Here is an 18,678-nt window from a genome sequence, read left to right on the forward strand (position 1 = left end):
TTGGCCAACGCGAGACCGGTCGGGCTGTTCCTTCAGCTCCACCGGGCAGCGAAGCCACTACGTCAGCAACGCGTCGCTCACCCTGGCAAGTTGGGTGGACGAGTACCAGTGCAGGAATCAGCCCTTGACGATAAGCCGAGCGGCAGAGTAGCCACCCCCGAGATCATGGCTCCGCAGACCGACACACCAACCGGCTTCAACTGGTGATGCATTCAGTGGTACTCCCAGATCAGGCCCGCATGTTCGATCTGCTCATCCGTCGGTACGCATCAAGCCTGTACCACTACCTCAGCCGTCCCATGAGCGGCGGCCCGACCTATATGGGATCAGGCGTCTCGCTCGTCTCCTGGCGGGCATCATCGATCTCATGCTTCTCGTCCCGCCGACGAGCCCGTGAAGCCCATTCCTTGGCCTCTTCGGCATCGCCCCAATGCCCATGCTTGCGGGACATATCCCGAGCACCGACGTGCTCCGTCTTACCTCGCCCAAGCGCCACACCGCCACGATAGCTATGGAAGTCGGTCATCGTCCGCCACCAGCCGGATCAATCGACGACGGCGGGCAAGGGATGCGGACTGCCCACCACATAGTGGCGACAGGACAAACCATGACGACCCCCGTCGTCTGACTCGGGCTGGCCGATGGGTGCCGCCATCGACACCAACGCGTACGAGCCGATCGACGTCGCGCCCGCCACTGGCTTGTGTTGGCGCGATCCTCCGGCTCGGTGAACGAGCACGGGTGGCGAAAGCATCGAGCCTCAGGACGGTTGGCGCTGCGGACGGCGGGCCCAGCTGCGGTGAGCCGCTGCGGCCGGTTTGGACTGGTGGCATCTCCAGTAGCGGCGAACGCGCTGGCGATCACCGATCGCCTGATGGCGGCTCGAACCCCCAGCCGAATGCGGGCGTGCGTGATCGGCGTCGGGACCGGAGGGCGGTCGGCGCTGTGGACGCGGGGTCGTTGCGGTGAGGTGTTACGGGCCGGTGGAGGGGGTGCCGGTTTCGCCCCAGGGGTTGAGGTCGGCGACGGCTTCGGGGGTTAGCCAGGACAGGCCTCTGGCCGCGGGGTTGACTGGGGTAGGGGCAGTGGTGCTGCGTAGCCAGTTGGGCTGAGGGTTGTGGGGATCGGTGTTGATGGACCAGTCGGCTGTTGTGGGCGCGAGCCAACTGGCCGCAGTGCCGTCCAGCGTCAAGGTGCCCGGCACTCGGCGGGCATCCGAGGCAGGCGAGGTGCCCCATGGCGAGATCGGCGGGGTACCGAGGGGCCCTACGCTGGCCGGGGCCGCCGGGGCGCCCCAGCGCGGCGAGGTTGGCTGCTCGCCCATGGCGGCTGGGGTTCGCGGCTCGCCCATGGCGGCTGGGGTTGGCTGCTCGCCCCCGGTGGCTGGGATTGGCTGCCCGCCCCCGGTGGCTGGGATTGGCTGCCCGCCCCCGGTGGCTCGGATTGGCTGCCCGCCCATGGCGGCTCGGATTGGCTGCCCGCCCCCGGTGACTGGGATTGGCTGCCCGCCCACGGTGACTGGGATTGGCTGCCCGCCCATGGCGGCTCGGATTGGCTGCCCGGCCACGGTGACTGGGATTGGCTGCCCGCCCATGGCGGCTCGGATTGGCTGCCCGCCCACGGTGGCTGGGGTTCGCGGCTCGCCCACGGTGTCTGGGGTTGGTGGGGGGTCCCAGGGTGAGGAGGTGTTTGGGGGTGGTGGGGTGATGGAGGGTAGCGGGAGTCGGGTTGGGGTGGGGATGGTCCAGTGGGGGCGGGTGATCTGTACGACGCCGTTGGTGATGGTGATGGTCCAGTGGCCGGCGTGGACGGCGCGGTGGTGGGCGCCGCACAGCAGCACGAGGTTGGTGATGGCGGTGGGGCCGCCGTCGGCCCAGTGGGTGAGGTGGTGGGCGTGGCAGTGGGAGGGTGGGGCTTTGCAGATGACGCAGCCTTTGTCGCGGCGGTTGAGGGCTCGGCGGATGTAGCGGGTGACGAACCGGTACTCCATGCCGACGTCCAACGGCTGGGAGTCGGTGCCGAGGACGATCGGTAGTACGGCCGCGTCGCAGGCCAGCAGGCGCACCGCCGAGGCGGACAGGTTGTCACCGAAGACGAGTTCGCCGACGGCCGCTGAGGTCAGGGCCTTGAGGTCGGCGTAGTCGATGGTGACGGTGAGGTGCGGGACTCCGGGGATGCCGGTGGTGGGGTCGGCGCCGGTGGCGATGTTGAGGATGGTGGTCAGGGCGTCGGCTTGGCGTTTTTCGTGGGAGCGGGGGTCGAGGTCGCCGTCGACGGTCCGGTGGGGTTTGGCGAGGTCGTGGATGGCGGTTTTGAAGTGTTCGGCGTTGGCGCCGGCCAGGTAGCCGCTGAACTTCACGCCGTGGTCGGCGGGCCGGATCCGCAGTGATTCTTTCTGGTAGGCGTCTTCTTCGGCGGGTTCGGGGCCGTCGGTGTCGAGACGGTCGAGGACCTGACGGCCGAAGTCACGCAGACCGCTCGGGGTGAGGTAGCGGGCGGCTTGGATCATCTGTTCTTCGGCGACGCGGAGAGTCTCGGCGGGAACGGTGGAGGGGGCTTTGTCCAGGGTGGTGACGATGACCTTGGCGTGGTCCGCGGTGAGACCGGTCGGGTCGTCGTCCGCCACGGTGAGGGCGTGGGTGACGGCCTCGTATTTGGGGAGGTTCTTGAGGAACGTGAGGTCGTTGCGGGTGTCGGCGGGGTCGCGGCGGTGGCGCAGTTCGAGGAGTTCAATGGTGTTCTTGGCGCCGAGTTCGCGAGCGAGGCCGCGGGACTCGACATCGTCGACGACGTCGAGGTAGTAGGTGTCCAGAATCCTGCGGGCAGCCTCGACCGTGTCCAGAGTGACGACCAGTTCGTCGTCACTCTGGAGGTAGGTCGGTCGCAGCTGCGGGATCTCCATGGACACAACAGTAGACCGACCCGCCGACACTTTTCAGAGCCGAGAAGCCCTTGTGGATAAGGGATCCACGATTGGCCGGAAGCGGCCAGGTTATGCACAGCAGACTGGGCGGGTACCGATCACCCGGTAGCGTTGAGGGCGAAGCGGCGGCGGTAGTTGCTGGGGGTTAGGCCGGTGCGGCGTCTTAGTTGGATGCGTAGGTTGGTGGCTGTGCCTAGGCCGGATTGGCGGGCTACTGCGTCCAGGCGGATTTCGCCGGCTTCCAGTAGGCGGCAGGCTAGGGATACTCGCTCGGCGGTTAGCCAGGCTAGAGGCGTAGTACCTAGCTCTGCTTGGAAGTGGCGGTGGAGGGTTGCTTGGCTCATGGCGGCGTGGGCTGCAATGTCAGCGATTGTGAGCGGGCTGGCCAGTTCTTCGCGAATCCAGCTGAGAAGCGGGGCCAGCGAGGTGTCGGCGACGGCCGGTACGGGCTGGTCGATGAACTGGCGTTGGCCGCCGTCACGGTGGGCGGTGTAGACGAGTCGGCGGCTGACTGCGTTGGCTACCTCGGCGCCGTGGTCGCGGCGGATCAGGTGCAGGCCGAGGTCGAGTGCTGCCGCGCTTCCAGCCGCTGTGAGGACGTTGCCTTCGTCAACGAATAGTACGTCCGGTTCGAGCTTCACCTCGGGGTACATGGCGGCGAAGAGGCCGGCCCAACGCCAGTGCGTGGTGGCTCGGCGACCGTCGAGCACGCCGGCCGCCGCGAGGGTGAAGGCGCCGGTACAGAAGCTCACCATTCTCGCTCCGCGCGCAGAGGCCCGAAGTACGGCGTCGAGAACAGCCGGAGGCGGCGGTACTTCGGGATCCGGGCGGTTCGGGACGATGACGGTGTCCGCGTCGTCGACCTGGTCGAGCCCGGCGACTCCGGTCAGCTGGAAGAACCCACTGTGCATGCGGACGGCCGGCTCCGGCGTACAGAGCACCAGTTCGTACCACTCCCGATCCAGCTCCGGCCGCCGCAACCCGAACAACTCCGTCGCGACCCCGAGCTCAAACGGATTCGACCCCTCCCCGACGATCACCGCCACCTTGTGCGACTGCGGCTGCGACTGGGATTGCGAGGATCGTTTCGACATGTGTTATTCCTAGCACTCACGCGACGGGATTGCACCTGGCGAAGATGGTCCGGTGACCAACGAACCGATCGACCTCCGCGCCGTGCTCGCCACCTTCGACGACCTGTGGAATCCCCGGATCGCCGCGCGCATCAACGACTACGACATTCGCGTGACGCACGTGAAGGGCTCCTACATCTGGCACGTCCACGACACCACCGACGAGCTCTTCCTCACCCTGGACGGCGACTTCAACATCGCCGTCCGCGACCCCGACGAGCGGGTCATCGCCCTCCCCGCCGGCTCCCTCTTCGTCGTCCCGAAGGGCATCTACCACCGCCCGTTCTCCGACGGCGGCGCGCAGATCCTCGTCATGGACCCCGCCAACACCCCCACCACCGGCGACACCCACGACCCCCTGCCGGCCCACATCCAAACCCACACCGGCATCGAGCTCTAAACAGCCTGGAGCGCTCCGGCGGCCCGCAGCAGCAGGGCTTCGTAGATCGACGGGTCGTCGGCGGTGGCGATGGGGAAGCCGGTGCCGTAGGCGTCTGTGTAGTGGACTTCTACGCCAGGATTGGCAGAGTTTGTACCGTCGGCCAGGAACAGGTGGGGGCTGCACTGGACCGCGTCGGTCTGGGAGACGGCGAAGTCGGCCATCACCAGCTTGCGGGCGCGGCCGTCGTCGAGTGCCGCCGCCAGGTGGTCGACGTCGACTGCGCCGGTCTCGGCGGCAACCTCCAGCAAGACCGAGCGGAGGCTGATGCAGCGGCTGTCGACCCAAAACGCCTTGCGCAGGGCGAGATCCAGGGCTTCACTCGCGGCGAGGCCTTGCTCCTTGACCGCTTGCACGGCCTCGAGGGCGGGCAATGTAGTCGTCGGATAGGTCCAGTCGGGCGCTTGCCAGAGCTTCCAGCCGGCGTCCGGATCGAGTCGGCCGATCGCGGAGACCTCGGAGTCGGTACCCGGGCGCGGACTGCTGTGCCCGTTCAGCAACTCCAGCGGAAACGCATGGTGATCGAAGGCCACCTGCCCTTCCAGCCCCAACCGGGCTCGCGTCGCATGCAGCCGATGCACGGCCAGATGGGCGAACGAGCACCAGATGTCGGAGTACACGACGATGGTCCCCGGAGCGACAGCAACAGTCATCAGTTTCCCCTTCAAAACAATGGAAAATCCACCGTATCATAGAACTGGACCGTGGTCCGGTTAACCGCTGACGTGATTGAATGGGCAGGTGACTCTCACCCACGAGGTCGTGGCCGCGGACGGCCGCACCCTCAAGTACTGCCTGTATGGCGATGAGGCCGGCGTACCCGTCATCGCCCACCACGGGACGCCCGGGACGCGCTGGGAACGACCGGACGTCATCGCCGCAATCGAGGAGACGGGCCTGCGGGTACTGCTCCACGGCCGCCCGGGCTACGGCTCCGATCGGCAACCTGGCCGCACTGTCGCCGACGTGGCAGCTGATGTGGAGTTGCTGGCCGACGCTGCGGGATGGGACCGGTTCGCGGTCACCGGCTTCTCCGGCGGCGGACCACACGCCCTCGCGACTGCCGCGTTGCTCCCAGACAGAGTGATCCGCTGCAGCACCGTCGCAGCAATCGCACCACCCGGTACTACGGCCTTCGCTTCACTCGACTGGACAGCCGACGCCCACCGCGGAGAACACTTCCTCCGCGAACAACTCACCCGCCGAGGCCCCGAAATCCTGCAAACCTTCACTTCCGAAGCACCAGATGGCGGCCGCACCGGAGTACCGGATGGCCGGCAAGCCGGAGTACCGGGCGGCACTCGTACCGCGGCGTCGGACGGTGGGCGGTATGAGCGGATGTGGGCAGCCTGTGTCGACGGGCTGGACGGGTGGATCGACGACTACCTGGCGTTGAGCAAGGCGTGGGGGTTCGAGTTGCAGGACATCGTCGTACCGGTCGAGGTGTGGTTCGGATCGGAGGACGACAACTCAACGCCGGCTCACGCCGAATGGCTGGCGACTGCCATCCCCGGCGCCGAAGCACGCAGCTATCCCGGCGGCCATGACCCCGATGACACCAGCCAGCGACAGATTTTCGCAGCCTTGCGCGGCGACTAGCTGCATCGCCAGGCGGCGTCCGTCAAGTCACGCAGAACTCGTTGCCTTCGGGGTCTTGCATGATCAGGTGGAAGCCTTCGGGGTGGTCCATCGGTTGGAAGAGCGTGGCGCCGAGCGACACCAAGCGGTCGCCCTCCTGCTCGATCTTCGAACGTCTGGAGGTGCCTTCGAGGCCTGGGGCGACCTTGATGTCCAGGTGGAGGCGGTTTTTGCCGGCCTTGGATTCGGGGACTTGGAGGAAGAAGATGTCGGGACGGTTGCGGTCCTTGTCGACGAGGGTGCGGCCGGTGGGGCGTTGGTCGACGGGGATTCCCTGGGCGTCGGCCCATTCGTCCCAGGTGGTGAAGCCGTCGGGGACCGGCATCGGGAAGTCGTAGCCGCCGAGGGCCTCCATCCAGAAGCGGGCGACCAGGTCGGGGTTGGCGCAGTCGAAGACGATGTGCAGATCGAAGGCAGTCATGCCGCCGTCCCGAAGCCGGCCCGGTAGAGGTCGCGAAGTAGGCAGATCTCGGCGCCGTGGTGCATCGTCTCGCGGTTGAGGTGGACGATCAGGGACAGCATCGAGTCATCGGCGTACGGGCCGCCCTTGGGGCCCAGAGGCGCGGCCAGTCCCGCATCGTCGAGGCTGCGGATCGCGGCGTGCCACTTGCCGTACCAGAGATCCAGGAAGGCCAGGCCGGCGTCGGCCGTCACCGGCAGGTCGGTCGGGCGTTGGCGCGGATCCCACATCGGGGCGTCGATCGTGCCGTCGAAGAAGGTGTTGTAGCGGGCCGCGAAGCAGCCGACCGCGATGTGCACGAGCCGCCACGCGATCGTCGGCACCGGCGGCGGCGAAGGCTCCGGATCCTCGACGTCGAAGACAACCGCACCAGAAGCATCCGCGTGCACAGTCCAGCTCGGTTGCGCCGGCGCCCACTGGTACTCCGCGTCGGTCATCCCCTCCAGCCGCGGCCGCAGGTGAAAATCCCAGTAGAACTCCAGCTGCCCGATCACCAAATCTCCGCAGTCACCCATGCGACCGACCCTAGAACCAGCCACCGACAAAAGTCAGCGATAAGCCCGGGCCTGTACTTCGAACAGCTCCGCGTACCGCCCCCGCGCCCCCATCAAAGCCTGGTGACTCCCCACCTCGACCACCCGCCCCCGATCCATCACCACGATCAGATCCGCCATCCGCACCGTCGAGAACCGGTGCGACACAAGCACCGTGATCCCGCCCGTCTCCGCCGCCGCCACCCGCGACGCCTCCGCGAACCGCTCGTACAAAGCGTGCTCCGCCTCGGGATCGAGCGCCGCCGTCGGCTCATCGAGCAGCAGCACCAGCGGTCGCTCGCGCAGAAACGCCCGGGCCAAAGCCAACCGCTGCCACTGCCCACCCGACAACTCGGAACTGTCAGAGAACCGCGTCCCGAGCTGCGTGTCGAGTCCGCGTGGCAACGAGTCGACCAAGTCAAGCGCCTCCCCACGCGCCAACGCAGCCCGCAAGGCCGGCTCATCACCGAGACGAGCAAGGTCCCCGACTCCCACCGCGAGTCGCGCGCTGAACTCGTACTTGACGAAGTCCTGGTACCCCGCCGACAACCGCTCCCGCCAAGCCACCGGATCGATCGTCGACAACGGCACCCCGTCGACCAGAATCGAGCCGGAGGAAGGGTCGTACATCCGCGACAGCAGCTTCACCAGCGTCGACTTCCCAGCCCCGTTCTCCCCCACCAGCGCCACACTCGTCCCCGCCGGTATGAACAGATTGACCGAGTCGAGCACCGCCGCGTCCGTGCCCGGATACGCGAAGGACAGATCGCGCAACTCGATGCCCTCGACAAGGCAAACCGGCGCCGACCCCACACTCGACGTCCAGGAGTGCGCCGACGCATAGTCGCGCAGCCAGCGATACCGTCCAAAACTCCGCAGCGCGACTCCGACCCGGCTGACCCCGTCACCCGCCTCCGACGCGGCCCCATCCACTTGCGGAGCAAGCAGAACCACCAGCGCAAGATCACCCGGCGACGCCGAGCCGCGTCCCGCCAACACGATCAAATAGACGACAGCACCGAGGTACGCGAGCCGGAAGACGGTCTTGGCCAGCGTGACGGCCGCCAGCCCGCGAACCATCGCGCGGCGCTCACCGGCGTACATGGTCCCGGACAACGACCGGATCCGGGAGAGCAAGGTCGGACCGAGGCCGAAGACCCGCAACTCGGTCGCCGCACGTGGATCGCGGGCCAGCTCAGCCAAGGAACGGACAAGCCGGCCGTACGGCTGCATCCGCTCCATCGTGTCCTGCATCCACTTCGAGTCGAGGCTCGCGGCCCACACCTGCCCGAACGCGAGCACGAGCAGAACGGCGAAGACCGGGTGTACGCCGCTGAGCATCGCCACCACCAGCGCGATCGTGACACCGGTGGAGATCAGCTGGAACAGCACCAGCACGAACCACCCCAGTTCGCGAGCACTGTCGCGGAGTTGAGCCAGCCGATCCGCGACATCCGGCCGCTCGTGCTGCTCGATCCCGGGGATGTGCGTGGTGAGCCGCAGGATGTCGGACAGTACCCACCGCTCGACCCGATCCGCGCCGGCACTCTCCAGGTACCCATCCACCGAGGTCCCTGCGAAAGCCACGGCGAAGGTCGCGAGGATGACCATCACACCCAGCCGGATCGGCCCGTCGCCGGCGCCGCCGACGCCATCGACGATCAGCTTCACCCCGTACGTCCGCACCGGCGCGATCGCGGCCTGCAGGCAGAGCATCACCACCAACGCCGTCGAGTGAAACGGCGCCGCTCGCCACCCCGTCATCAGCCACAGCCGCAGAGTCCCCGCCTGCTCACGCATCCGAAGGACCTCCCAGGTAGCGCTCAGCCTGCAGCCGGAACATCGCCGCATACCGGCCGCCAAGTTCCAACAGCTCGGAATGCGTCCCGGTCTCGACGATCCGCCCGCCATCGAGCACGCAGATCCGATGCGCGTCGCGAACCACCGAGAACCGGTGCGAGATGATCAGCGACGTCAGCCCGCGGGTGAGATCCAGGTACTCCGCAACGAGCCGCGCCTCGGCCCGGACATCAAGCGCCGCAGCAGGTTCGTCGAGTACCAGCACCTTGGCCCCACCCTGTACTGCGAACAGCGCCCGGGCCAGCGCGATCCGCTGCCACTCCCCACCCGACAGATCCGCGCCGTCCTGCCAGGCCTTGTCGAGCACGGTGTCCCAGCCAAGCGGCAGCCCGTCGATCAGCTCGTCCACACCGGCCCTCCGAGCGGCCCGCACCCGACCAGCCTCGTCGTCGTACCGCTCGATCCGCCCGAAGCCGACGTTGTCCCGGACGGACAACGGAAAGCGGACGAAGTCCTGCGCGATGGCCGCGATCTGCCGCTGCCAGATCTCCAGCCCGGCAGGCGAAAGCGTCGCGAGGTCCACCCCGTCGACGGTGATCCGCCCCCGAGTCGGCTGGTACGCCCCCGTCAGCAGCTTCACCAACGTCGACTTACCCGCCCCGTTGATCCCCACCAGCGCCAACGCCTCACCACTGCGAAGCTCAAGCTCAAGCCCGTCGAAAACATCGCGATCCGCACCCGGGTAGCGGAAACCGACCTGTTCGAACCGAATCAGTTGTCCAGGCGCCTGACTCAGATCCGCTGCAGAAACACCCGTCTCGGGATGACGCTCGTCGATCAGGACCGGGACGTGGAGCATCGCTCGGTACGCCGTAACCCCACGTCTCACCTGCAGCGCGGTGTACGGCGACACGCTCACCGCCAGGGTCAGCATCGCCGGCAGTACCGTCGCCGTCTGCGCGACGCCGAGATCGCCCCGGCCGGCCCGCAGAGCGACGTACAGGATCGCCGCCGCGAAGAGAAGCAGATAGCCGGCGAGCGGGATCATCCCGCGAAGAGCGCCCGATCGCCGCGTGCGCCAGATCTCCCGCATCGCGGCCGTCCACTCGGTCCGGTACCGATCGACCAGCCAGCCATGCAGACCGAAGACCGGCAACTCCTTGGCGCCCTCATCGGTGCCTAGCTCGAACAGGTACTGCGCTCGCCGCTGATCCTCAGTCATCCCCTGGTACGCCTCGAGCTCACCGTCGAGCTTCTTCAGGTACCGCCGCTCGGTCACCAGCACCGCGCCGGCCAGCACCACCGCGACGACCCAGTTGAACAGCGCACCGACCAGCACCGTCTGGCCGATCAGCATCACCCGAGCGGAGAACAACCCGATCACCCGGCCGAGCGAAGCCTCGATCGCCCACCCATGCCCACCACGCGCCCGCTCGACCTCGTCAAGCACGACCGGATCGTCCAGATGCGCGATCCGGCGCGGCGCGAGCAACGGCGAGGCGAGCCGCGGCCACAGGTCGTACGCGGCCGACTGGGCAAGCATCCACTGCGCGGTCGACAACACCTCCGGCAGCACCCCGCCCAGCACGAAGACGATGCCGAAAGCAACAAACAGTGCCACGAAGGAACCGCCGACCGGGCCGCCATCCAGCACACCGGGCAGCGCACCCACCACCCGCCCGATCAGCAGATTCAGCACCGCAGCCGCGCCGGCCGACGCCAGCGCAAGCAGCAACGTCGCCACAGTCGCGCCCGGAACAACCCCGTAGGCGTACCTCAGCAGCATGCGCATCGACCTGATGCTAATGCCGGACGACCACCGCCTCGCACTGCTTTTCGCGGCGGCTCTCTTAACATCTCCAGCGATCGGCGACGGGCCGGGGGTGGTGCTAGACCTGCACTGCCTGCCATGACAGATTGCGACGGTCCGATCACGCAAGGTCTTGGAGAACGTATGAAGTTCCGTACCCTGGCCGTCGCCCTGGGTATCAGTACCGCCGCACTGCTCGCGATTCCGGGCTCCGGGGCGACCGCCTCGCTGCAGACCGGGACGGAGCGGGTGCAGTCGGGTCCCAACAAGGTGGCCACCCGGTACCTGAAACAGAAGCTCGCCTGGACGCAGTGCGGCGACCCGGAGTACCGGACCTACTGCGCCAAGATCACCGCCCCGCGCGACTGGTCGAACCAGTACTCCGGCCACGACATCGACCTCGCCATCAGCAAAGTCACGCCAACGAGCAAGAAGAAGCCGAGCCGCGTCATCTTCGGCAATCCCGGCGGCCCCGGTGCAGCAGGGCTCGGCATGGCGCCGTACCTGGCCGGCCAACCCGGCCTCGGCAAGGACCACCTGTTCGTCGGGTTCGACCCACGCGGCACCGGCGACAGCGCCAACGTCACCTGCCAGGGCGCACCCGGCTTCACGATGGACGCGCGCGACCGCGACAGCGAGAACCTCGACCTGATCTCCGAGGCGGCCCTGCTCACCCGGCCGTACTGCGAACGCCAGTCCCGCGGGCTGCTCCCCTACGTCAACACCGCGCAGACCGTCCAGGACATCGACCTGATCCGTCAACTGCTCGGGTATCAGCAGATCGACTGGCTCGGGTACTCCGGCGGCACCTGGCTCGGCGCGTACTACCAGACCTACTTCCCCGCCCACGTCGGCCGCTTCGTGCTCGACTCGAACACCGACTTCACCCGGCCGTGGTCGGAGACCTTCGAAGCCCAGCCGCAGGCGTTCGAGCGACGCTTCCGGGAGGACTTCGCACCGTGGGCGGCCAAGTACGATGACCGGCTGCAACTGGGGTCGTCGCCACGCTTGGTGATCAGAACGTATGAGCGGCTGCGCCGGGAACTGAAAAAGCAACCGGCCGTCGAGGAGTTCCTGGACGGGTCGATGAAGATCACCTACGACCAGAACACGCTCGACCAGATCGTCGCCTCGGATATGTATACAAAAATGGATTTCCAGTCACTGGCGCTGGATCTCGCATTTCTCCGGGGCCTGTCCGCCGCGCAGACCACCGGTGGACCGAAGGCGGCACAACGCAAGGTCGACGCATTGCCGCGGGCCCGTCAGCAGGAACTCGTCCGGCGCGCGACCAACGGACCGATCGGACTGCCGCCGATCGGCCAGGGCGTCGGCCAGGGGATCGGCCAGGGGGTCGGCGACGACGCGGAGAGCGCGACCTTCACCGCCGTCACCTGCAACGACACGGCCTGGCCGCAGGGCCGCGGGATCGGCGACGAGCTGGCGGCCGACCTCGGCCCGAAGTACCCGCTGATCGGCTGGTCGATGAACGAGAACCCCTGCTTCTACTGGGATCGGCCCGCGCTCGAGATGCCGACCCCGACCGGCAAAGGCTTGCCGACGACGTTGATGGTGCAGTCCGCGCACGACCCCGCGACCAACGCCTCGCTGGCCGCCGCGGCGCACCAGCGGTACGCCGGATCGCGGCTCGTCACGATCACCGGCGAGGGCGACCACGGCATCTACGGCGGCGTGAACAAGTGCGCCGACAAGATCATCAACACCTTCCTCACCACCGGGGTGGCACCGGCCCGGGACACCAGTTGCAAGGGCGAGGGAATTCCGGCGCCGTCGGTTCCCTATTCCGAGGACGAGCCCGGCGCCGGCACGCCACTGAACCGGATCGCCGGATTCACCAAAGCAGTCTCCGGATATCTGCACTGATCGTTAATGCCGCAGTGAATTAGCGGCATTTCCACCGCACGGAAAGCGAACGCCCCGTCACGATCCGCGAGATCGTGGCGAGGCGTTCGTTGTCACCCTGCGTTTGTCAGGGCGATGTCAGGGTTCCGTCCCTGTGCCACGCAGCGTGACCACGGCAACCTTGAGTCAGCGCGGGAGATCCGGAACATCGGCTGGGAGGGCCCGATGTGAGGGTGGCATCGCCGAACGTGGCTTCGGCCGGCTGTGGGGTGGGGGGACTGCCTGGGGGGTCAGACAGACACAGCCGGCCGGGACCCCGTTCACGATGGCGCATCCCGGCTCCCAGATCCCTCGCGAGGTACCTTCGATCCCCCAGGTCGTGGTGCCTCGCGAGGCCTTTTTCTGTGATCAACGATCAGCGATCACCGATGGCGGTCCAGGTACTGCGCCTGGTACAGCGACGGCGGGAACAGACCCGGGCGGTTCGCACCCTCGATGTAGCCCGCGGGCTGGCTGAACGGGCCGTCCCCGGTGACCACTCCCCGGCAGCCGATCGCGTAGTTCTGCGCCGTCGGCGGCTTCTGGACGACGAGCTTCGCGGTGCCCGTGTCGCAGTTCCAGCCGACCGAGTGCGAGGTCGCCCAGCCGTGCCCGGTGCCGTAGTCGCCACGGTTGTAGATGCCCAGCGTCAGGTCGACCTGCGGCGCGACGTCGCGGTGGTTGTCCCAGAGCAGTCCCTGGCTCCAGCGCCGGTGGCCTTCGCTCGAGGCGAGCGCGCCTTCCGAAGTACCGCGAAGGAAGACGATGCCCGAGGCGCTGCTGGCGCCGTTGGAGATGAACGCATGCCGCGCTTTGGTGGCGTGGCAGTCGACGAACAGCACCTGCTGGGAGAACGACTCGCAGTTGAAGTTGTAGCGCAGGCCGCCGGTGACGACCGAGGCCGGATCGAAGGCGCGGCAGTTCCGGACGGTCACCCGGGTCGCCTCGGTGGTCTCGACGCCGGCCTTCGCGAAGTGCAGGAAGGTGCAGTCGCGGACCCACGCGTCCTCCACCTGGCGGACCTTCACGCCGACCCACGCGTGCGCCTCGTCCACGTCCGGGTCACCCGCGAACTGGATGTCGATCCGCAGGCTCTCGACCCCGACGCCGGTCACCAGGCCGGCGCGGTCCCAGACGTACAGGTAGGACTGGGCCAGATCGCGCCGTAGATGCTCGAAGAGGGGCACGTCAACAGCGACAGTGTTGCCGCGGATCGACTCGATGTAGCGGTTGTACGTGATCGGCTGACTGTCGACGGTCCAGCCGGCGTCGGTCGCCGTGCCGCCGTGATCGACCGCGGTGAGCCACGCCTCCGTGCACGGGTGGATCAGGATGATGTTGTCACCCTTCTTGAGCGCACTGGCGTCCGCGACCTCGAACGACCGCGAGCCGACCTGCACCCAGTCGCTGGTGATGTCCGTCCTGGTCCCGGGGACCTGACCGCGCCAACTGGTGCTGGTACCACCGCCGAGCACGATCACGTCGCGCGAGACCGGGGTGTTGCCGGTCGCCTGGATGATGGTGTGCCGTTTCGGGTCGGCGCCGTCGCCGGAGCCGCGGAGGACGACGCCGGACTGGTTCACCCGGAGGGTGCCGGCGACCGGATAGTTGCCCGGGGCAAGCAGCAGCGCGCCGCGGAAGCCGCTGTGGTCGGGGGTGCCGCCGGCGACCTCGTCGATCGCGGCCTGCAGGTGGGCGGTGTTGTCACCCTCGATCGGCTTGACGGTCTTCACGGTCCGGACGTGCGGGATCGGGCTGTCGCCGTACTTGTAGCCGGCATAGCTGAAGTCGGGGATCCGGTTTCCCTCGGCGTCGGCGGTGTAGACGAGCCGGTACTTCGCGTCGTACCGGACCCGCTCCGACTGCCACAGGCCGGTGGTGGTCGCACCCGACGCCTGGCTCATGCCGAGCGAGCCTAGTGCCGCTCCCCCGACCACAGCTCCCCCGGCTCCGAGCAGACTCCTCCTGCTGAACACGTTCGTCATCGAGCACCTTCCTGATGGGCGGATCAGTCCGCCCATCCTGCGGTGCGTCCCGCGCCTTGGCAAGCGCTTACCGGCGTGTTGGGAACAGCTTCCCGTCTGACGGAACTCGCCGAGGTGGCGGCGGCCTGCGTCCGGACGAGGCGGGTGTTCGGGGTTATAGACGGTTTGAGCGGTCGGGGGTGCTGCTGCCGCCAGTACCGGGGTAGCCGTCGGCTACTGCGGCCAGTGGGGCTGCTCGGCCGGCGGACCAGGCGGCTCGGAAGGCTCGCCGGTCGAGGGTCTGCTCGATCGCGCGGCGGGTGGCGAGCTGGTCCGGCTTCTCGACCTGCGGGACCGGCGCGCCGATCACCTCACGGATCCCGTCGGCCGCACCGATCAGAAACGCCGCGTACTCCGTCCGCTCCCGCTGCCGGGCAACCGTCGCCAGCTCCTCCAGCACGCTCGCGGTCCGCCACCGGTCGCCGAGATCGCGATGCTCGGCCAAGCTCTCGTCGAGCAGATGCACCGCCCGATCCGTGAAACCCCGCCGCCGCTCGACGATCCCCAACTGGTTGAGCGACCAAGCGACCCCTTCGCGATACCCGAGCCGCTGTGACAACGCCAGGCTCTCCAGCAGCAGGTCCTCAGCCTCGGTCAGCTCACCGCTGTACTGCGCGATCGTCCCCAAACTGATCAGCGACCAGGCCAGCCCCTCGCCATCCCCAAGCACCCGGAAGCTGTCCCGAGCCCGCTTGCACCGCCGCGCCCCGACCTCCAGATCGCCACGCAACCAGGCGACAAACCCAAGATGGTTGTGCGCCCAAGACATCCCCGACCGATCGCCGAGACTCTCGAACAGGTCATAGCTCTGGCAATGCAGGTTCTCGGCCGTCTCGTAGTCCCCGCGCTCGCGAGCCACTCCCCCGAGCCGCTGCATGACGAGCGCCGTACCGGCTGTGTCATCAAGCGCCTTGTACTGCGCCAGCGCCGACTCCAGTCGCGTCGTCGCCACGCCGTACTCACACTGCAGGAACGCGAGCATCCCCGCCCCCAGCGCCGCCTTGGCCTGGTACTGCGGTTCGACCCCGGCCGACCCGGTCAACGCAAGCGCCCGCTCGAGCCACTCGCCGCCCTCCGCATACTGACCGCGCAGGTAGCAGAACAGCCACAGCCCACCCGCCAGGCGAACTGGTTCGCCCGCAGTACCCGACCGCAGCGACCACGACATCGCCGCGCGGATGTTGTCGAGTTCACCGTCGAGGCGATCCAGCCAGTCTGCCTGGTTCGCACCCCGCAGATGACTCTCGGCCTCTTCGGCGAGCGCGATGTAGAACGCCGCGTGGTGCCGTGCAACCTCATCGGTCCGGCCCGCCGCCGCCAGCTGATCGGCGGCGAACTCGCGGATCACGGCGAGCATGTCGTACCGCGCGATGCCCCGATCGCGGCTCACCCGGATCAACGACTTGTCCACCAGCCGGCTGGTGAGGTCGAGCGCTCTGGCCCGCTCCAGCGGACCCGGCACGACCGTCCCGGACAGCACCGCGGCCGCCGCATTGAGGGTCCAGCCTCCGACGAAGACCGAGAGCAGCGCGAACAGCTCGCGCTCCTGCGGGGTCAGCAGGTCGTGGCTCCATTCGATCGCGCCGTACAGGGACTGCTGCCGGGGACTCGCAGTACTCGATCCGCCGGCCAGGATGCCGAAGGACGTCTCCAGCTCGGCCGCGAGCTCTTCGACCGTGAGGACGTTGGTGCGGGCGGCGGCCAGCTCTATCGCGAGCGGCATGCCTTCGAGGCGGCGTACGACGCGGGCGACCTGGTCGCTCTGCCCGGTCGGCGCCTGCCCGCGCGCGGTGGCCCGATCGACGAAGAGCTTGACCGCGGGCGAGGTGTCGATCTCGTCGTCGGACCGCGGCAGCGCCAGCGGCGGTACGACGTACACGCTCTCACCGGGGATCCGCAGGAGTTCGCGGCTGGAGGCGAGGACGGAGAGGTTCGGGCAGCTCTCCAGCAGGGTCGAACAGACCCTCGCCACCTCGGCGACGACATGGGCGCAGTTGTCGAGCACGAGCAGCAGGTTGCGTCGGCCGATCTGCTCGGCGATCTCCTCGAGCAGCCGACCGCCGTCGAGCGGATGCAGGCCCGTCGACGCGGCCACGGCCGGAGCGACCGCCGACGGATCGGAAATCAGGGCGAGCGGCACCCAGCAGACGCCGTCCTCGAAGTGATGGGCAACCTCCGCGGCCACCGCGAGCGCGAGGCGGGTCTTGCCCACGCCGCCGGGACCGCTCAAGGTCATCAGCCTGGTGACCCGCTCACCGACCCGCCGGCCGACCTCGGCGAGCTCGCCCGTTCGGCCGACCAGCTCGTTCGCCGGGACCGGTGCCGGTCGCATCGACGGGCGGGGACCGGCGTTGCCGTCGCGGCGGGCGGCCGCGGTGAGCTGGGCGCGATCGGGCGCGCCGAGCCGGAGAGCGTCTCCGAGCAGCCTGAGCGTGTGTGGTCTGGGCGCTCGCCGACGACCTCGCTCGAGCGCCGCGATGGCGTCGACGCTCAGACCGGCGAGTTCGGCCAGTCCCTCCTGCGACAGTCCGGCGTCTCGCCGGTGCCGGCGGAGCAGATCGCCGAAACCCGTTGCCTGGGCGTCGTCCGAGCCGCGGCGAGACCCGTCTGAAGGCAAAGGACGGCCCACCCAGTCTCCGACCTCGTCCGTGGCGGTCGCCACGCACACCCTGAAGGTATCCCGATCGGCACCGCGTTGTCAGGCTGAGCCGCACCGTTCACAGCCAACTGCCAGGAAACTCCCGGCTTACCGCTGAGTACGGTGCTCGATTGCCGTCCGCATCGATGCGCGGGCCCGCCTGCGGTCACCGGCCGCATCGTAAGCGGTCGACAGCCGGAACCAGACCCGCCAGTCGTCCGGCGCCGCCTCGGCCTCTTCCTTGTACTTCGTGAAGGCGGCGTCCGCGGCGGCCCGGTCGATCCGTCCCGACGGCCGCCTGGGCAGATCGTCGACGGGCAGGCCGCCCGACTCGGCCAGCTCCTTTGCGAGCGCCTCGGTCCGCCGGCCGAACTGGAGCTCCCGCCAGACCAGGTACAGCCCGACGAGCGGGATCACCAGCACCGCGATGCCGAGCACGACCGCGACCGCGTCGCCGGTGCCGATCAGCAGGACGCCACGCCAGCCGAGCAGTCCGGCGTACGCGATGAAGACGATCGCGATCACCGCCACTGCACGTTTTGGAGTCAACACAGCGCGGTCATCTCAGCTGAGGTCCATGAAGTGCTCGAGGCCGACCGTGAGGCCCGGCGTGTCGACGATCTTCCGGACGCCGAGCAGGACGCCGGCCATGAACGATTCGCGATGCATCGAGTCGTGCCGGATCGTCAGGGTCTCGCCGATGTCGCCGAGCAGGACCTCCTGGTGCGCGACGAGCCCGCGCAGGCGGACGCTGTGCACGGGGATGCCGTCGACCTCGGCTCCGCGCGCACCGTCGAGGCCGGTGCTGGTGGCGTCGGGGATGGGCGCTGAGCGGGCGTTCTGGCGAGCCTCGGCGATGAGTTGCGCGGTGCGCTGCGCCGTACCGGAGGGGGCGTCGACCTTGTCGGGGTGGTGCAACTCGATGATCTCGACGGATTCGTAGTACGGGGCCGCCTTGGCCGCGAACTGCATCATCAGCACAGCGCCGATGGAGAAGTTGGGGGCGATCAGCACGCCGGTACCGGGGTTGGCCTCGAGTTGTGTGCGCAGCGTCGCCAGCCGCTCGTCGGTGAATCCGGTCGTGCCGACGACGGCGTGGATGCCGTGCCCGATGCACCAGCCGAGGTTGTCCATCACGACCTCGGGACGAGTGAAGTCGACGACCACGTCGGTCTTCGCGTTGGTGAGCTCAGCCAGGTCGTCACCCTGGTCGAGGGCGGCGACCAGCTCCAGATCGTCGGAGGCTTCCACCGCCTGGCACGTCTGGGCGCCCATCTTGCCTTTGGCACCCAGCACCGCAACCTTGATCATCCGTAGCCTTCCTCGCGCTTTTGCCGATCCGGGGTCAAGGATCTCACTGGCGCCTGCCGGGGTCGCG

Annotated in this window: 14 protein-coding genes; 3 read left to right on the forward strand and 11 right to left on the reverse strand. The window is 68.1% G+C overall.

Translation table 11 applies throughout. The annotated features are described in order from the left end of the window. Positions 1–973: 973 nt before the first annotated feature. Together ACIA12_RS09910 and ACIA12_RS09915 are read right to left on the reverse strand one after the other, a co-directional pair. The gene (locus ACIA12_RS09910; protein ID WP_396366537.1) at positions 974–2,902 is read right to left on the reverse strand and encodes a DUF222 domain-containing protein; all 1,929 of its coding nucleotides are present in this window, start codon (positions 2,900–2,902) and stop codon (positions 974–976) included. A 119-nt stretch (positions 2,903–3,021) separates the two neighbouring features. Beyond that, positions 3,022–4,017, reverse strand: a complete 996-nt coding sequence (locus ACIA12_RS09915; protein WP_396366538.1) for a GlxA family transcriptional regulator — start codon at positions 4,015–4,017, stop codon at positions 3,022–3,024. 52 nt (positions 4,018–4,069) lie between these two features. Here ACIA12_RS09915 and ACIA12_RS09920 point away from each other — a divergent pair, with 52 nt between their 5' ends. Then, positions 4,070–4,456: a cupin domain-containing protein gene (locus ACIA12_RS09920; protein WP_396366539.1), complete on the forward strand. Its 387-nt coding sequence runs from the start codon at positions 4,070–4,072 to the stop codon at positions 4,454–4,456. Here the strand turns inward: ACIA12_RS09920 and ACIA12_RS09925 are convergent. Next, positions 4,453–5,148 carry a DsbA family protein gene (locus tag ACIA12_RS09925; protein WP_396366540.1) on the reverse strand — a complete coding sequence of 232 codons (696 nt, stop codon included), beginning with the start codon at positions 5,146–5,148 and terminating at the stop codon, positions 4,453–4,455. The genes ACIA12_RS09920 and ACIA12_RS09925 overlap by 4 nt on opposite strands. An 88-nt stretch (positions 5,149–5,236) precedes the next feature. On the opposite strand from ACIA12_RS09925, the gene ACIA12_RS09930 reads away from it, so the two are divergent. Then, complete coding sequence (locus ACIA12_RS09930; RefSeq protein WP_396366541.1) at positions 5,237–6,094, forward strand: alpha/beta fold hydrolase; 858 nt, start codon at positions 5,237–5,239, stop codon at positions 6,092–6,094. Positions 6,095–6,116: 22 nt separating this feature from the next. On the opposite strand, the gene ACIA12_RS09935 is transcribed toward ACIA12_RS09930, so the two are convergent. The 4 genes from ACIA12_RS09935 to ACIA12_RS09950 are packed head-to-tail and all read right to left on the reverse strand — an operon-like array spanning position 6,117 to position 10,718. Then, positions 6,117–6,554: a VOC family protein gene (locus ACIA12_RS09935; protein WP_396366542.1), complete on the reverse strand. Its 438-nt coding sequence runs from the start codon at positions 6,552–6,554 to the stop codon at positions 6,117–6,119. Then, positions 6,551–7,108, reverse strand: a complete 558-nt coding sequence (locus ACIA12_RS09940; RefSeq protein ID WP_396366543.1) for a DinB family protein — start codon at positions 7,106–7,108, stop codon at positions 6,551–6,553. Before ACIA12_RS09940 ends, ACIA12_RS09935 begins: the two co-directional genes overlap by 4 nt. A 33-nt stretch (positions 7,109–7,141) precedes the next feature. Further along, positions 7,142–8,926 (reverse strand): ABC transporter ATP-binding protein, encoded by a 1,785-nt coding sequence (locus tag ACIA12_RS09945; protein ID WP_396366545.1) that lies wholly within the window; start codon positions 8,924–8,926, stop codon positions 7,142–7,144. Then, on the reverse strand, positions 8,919–10,718 hold the full coding sequence (locus ACIA12_RS09950; protein ID WP_396366546.1) for an ATP-binding cassette domain-containing protein: 1,800 nt from the start codon (positions 10,716–10,718) through the stop codon (positions 8,919–8,921). Before ACIA12_RS09950 ends, ACIA12_RS09945 begins: the two co-directional genes overlap by 8 nt. A 162-nt stretch (positions 10,719–10,880) precedes the next feature. Between ACIA12_RS09950 and ACIA12_RS09955 the strand changes: the two genes are divergently transcribed. Continuing rightward, a complete protein-coding gene (locus tag ACIA12_RS09955; RefSeq protein WP_396366547.1) occupies positions 10,881–12,620 on the forward strand; it encodes an alpha/beta fold hydrolase in 1,740 nt (579 codons plus the stop codon). Between the two features lie 401 nt (positions 12,621–13,021). Here the strand turns inward: ACIA12_RS09955 and ACIA12_RS09960 are convergent, their stop codons facing one another. The 4 genes from ACIA12_RS09960 to dapB form a co-directional block, all read right to left on the reverse strand. After that, the gene (locus tag ACIA12_RS09960; RefSeq protein ID WP_396366548.1) at positions 13,022–14,623 is read right to left on the reverse strand and encodes a hypothetical protein; all 1,602 of its coding nucleotides are present in this window, start codon (positions 14,621–14,623) and stop codon (positions 13,022–13,024) included. A 154-nt stretch (positions 14,624–14,777) separates the two neighbouring features. After that, positions 14,778–17,324 carry an ATP-binding protein gene (locus tag ACIA12_RS09965; RefSeq protein WP_396366549.1) on the reverse strand — a complete coding sequence of 849 codons (2,547 nt, stop codon included), beginning with the start codon at positions 17,322–17,324 and terminating at the stop codon, positions 14,778–14,780. Between the two features lie 84 nt (positions 17,325–17,408). Beyond that, on the reverse strand, positions 17,409–17,852 hold the full coding sequence (locus ACIA12_RS09970; RefSeq protein ID WP_396366550.1) for a hypothetical protein: 444 nt from the start codon (positions 17,850–17,852) through the stop codon (positions 17,409–17,411). Positions 17,853–17,864: 12 nt separating this feature from the next. Then, positions 17,865–18,611, reverse strand: coding sequence for a 4-hydroxy-tetrahydrodipicolinate reductase (gene dapB, locus ACIA12_RS09975; protein ID WP_396366551.1), 747 nt, complete (start codon positions 18,609–18,611; stop codon positions 17,865–17,867). Between the last annotated feature and the right edge of the window lie 67 nt (positions 18,612–18,678).

It is taken from the genome of Kribbella sp. NPDC051620, assembly GCF_044453825.1.
Classification (GTDB): domain Bacteria; phylum Actinomycetota; class Actinomycetes; order Propionibacteriales; family Kribbellaceae; genus Kribbella.

Excerpts from the sequence above, each read along its gene's own strand:
- ACIA12_RS09945 (WP_396366545.1), bottom strand. The coding sequence starts at position 8,926 with ATGCGTGAGCAGGCGGGGACTCTGCGGCTGTGGCTGATGACGGGGTGG.
- ACIA12_RS09915 (WP_396366538.1), bottom strand. The coding sequence starts at position 4,017 with ATGTCGAAACGATCCTCGCAATCCCAGTCGCAGCCGCAGTCGCACAAG.
- dapB (WP_396366551.1), bottom strand. The coding sequence starts at position 18,611 with ATGATCAAGGTTGCGGTGCTGGGTGCCAAAGGCAAGATGGGCGCCCAG.
- ACIA12_RS09910 (WP_396366537.1), bottom strand. The coding sequence starts at position 2,902 with ATGGAGATCCCGCAGCTGCGACCGACCTACCTCCAGAGTGACGACGAA.
- ACIA12_RS09935 (WP_396366542.1), bottom strand. The coding sequence starts at position 6,554 with ATGACTGCCTTCGATCTGCACATCGTCTTCGACTGCGCCAACCCCGAC.
- ACIA12_RS09940 (WP_396366543.1), bottom strand. The coding sequence starts at position 7,108 with ATGGGTGACTGCGGAGATTTGGTGATCGGGCAGCTGGAGTTCTACTGG.
- ACIA12_RS09960 (WP_396366548.1), bottom strand. The coding sequence starts at position 14,623 with ATGACGAACGTGTTCAGCAGGAGGAGTCTGCTCGGAGCCGGGGGAGCT.
- ACIA12_RS09950 (WP_396366546.1), bottom strand. The coding sequence starts at position 10,718 with ATGCGCATGCTGCTGAGGTACGCCTACGGGGTTGTTCCGGGCGCGACT.
- ACIA12_RS09925 (WP_396366540.1), bottom strand. The coding sequence starts at position 5,148 with ATGACTGTTGCTGTCGCTCCGGGGACCATCGTCGTGTACTCCGACATC.
- ACIA12_RS09955 (WP_396366547.1), top strand. The coding sequence starts at position 10,881 with ATGAAGTTCCGTACCCTGGCCGTCGCCCTGGGTATCAGTACCGCCGCA.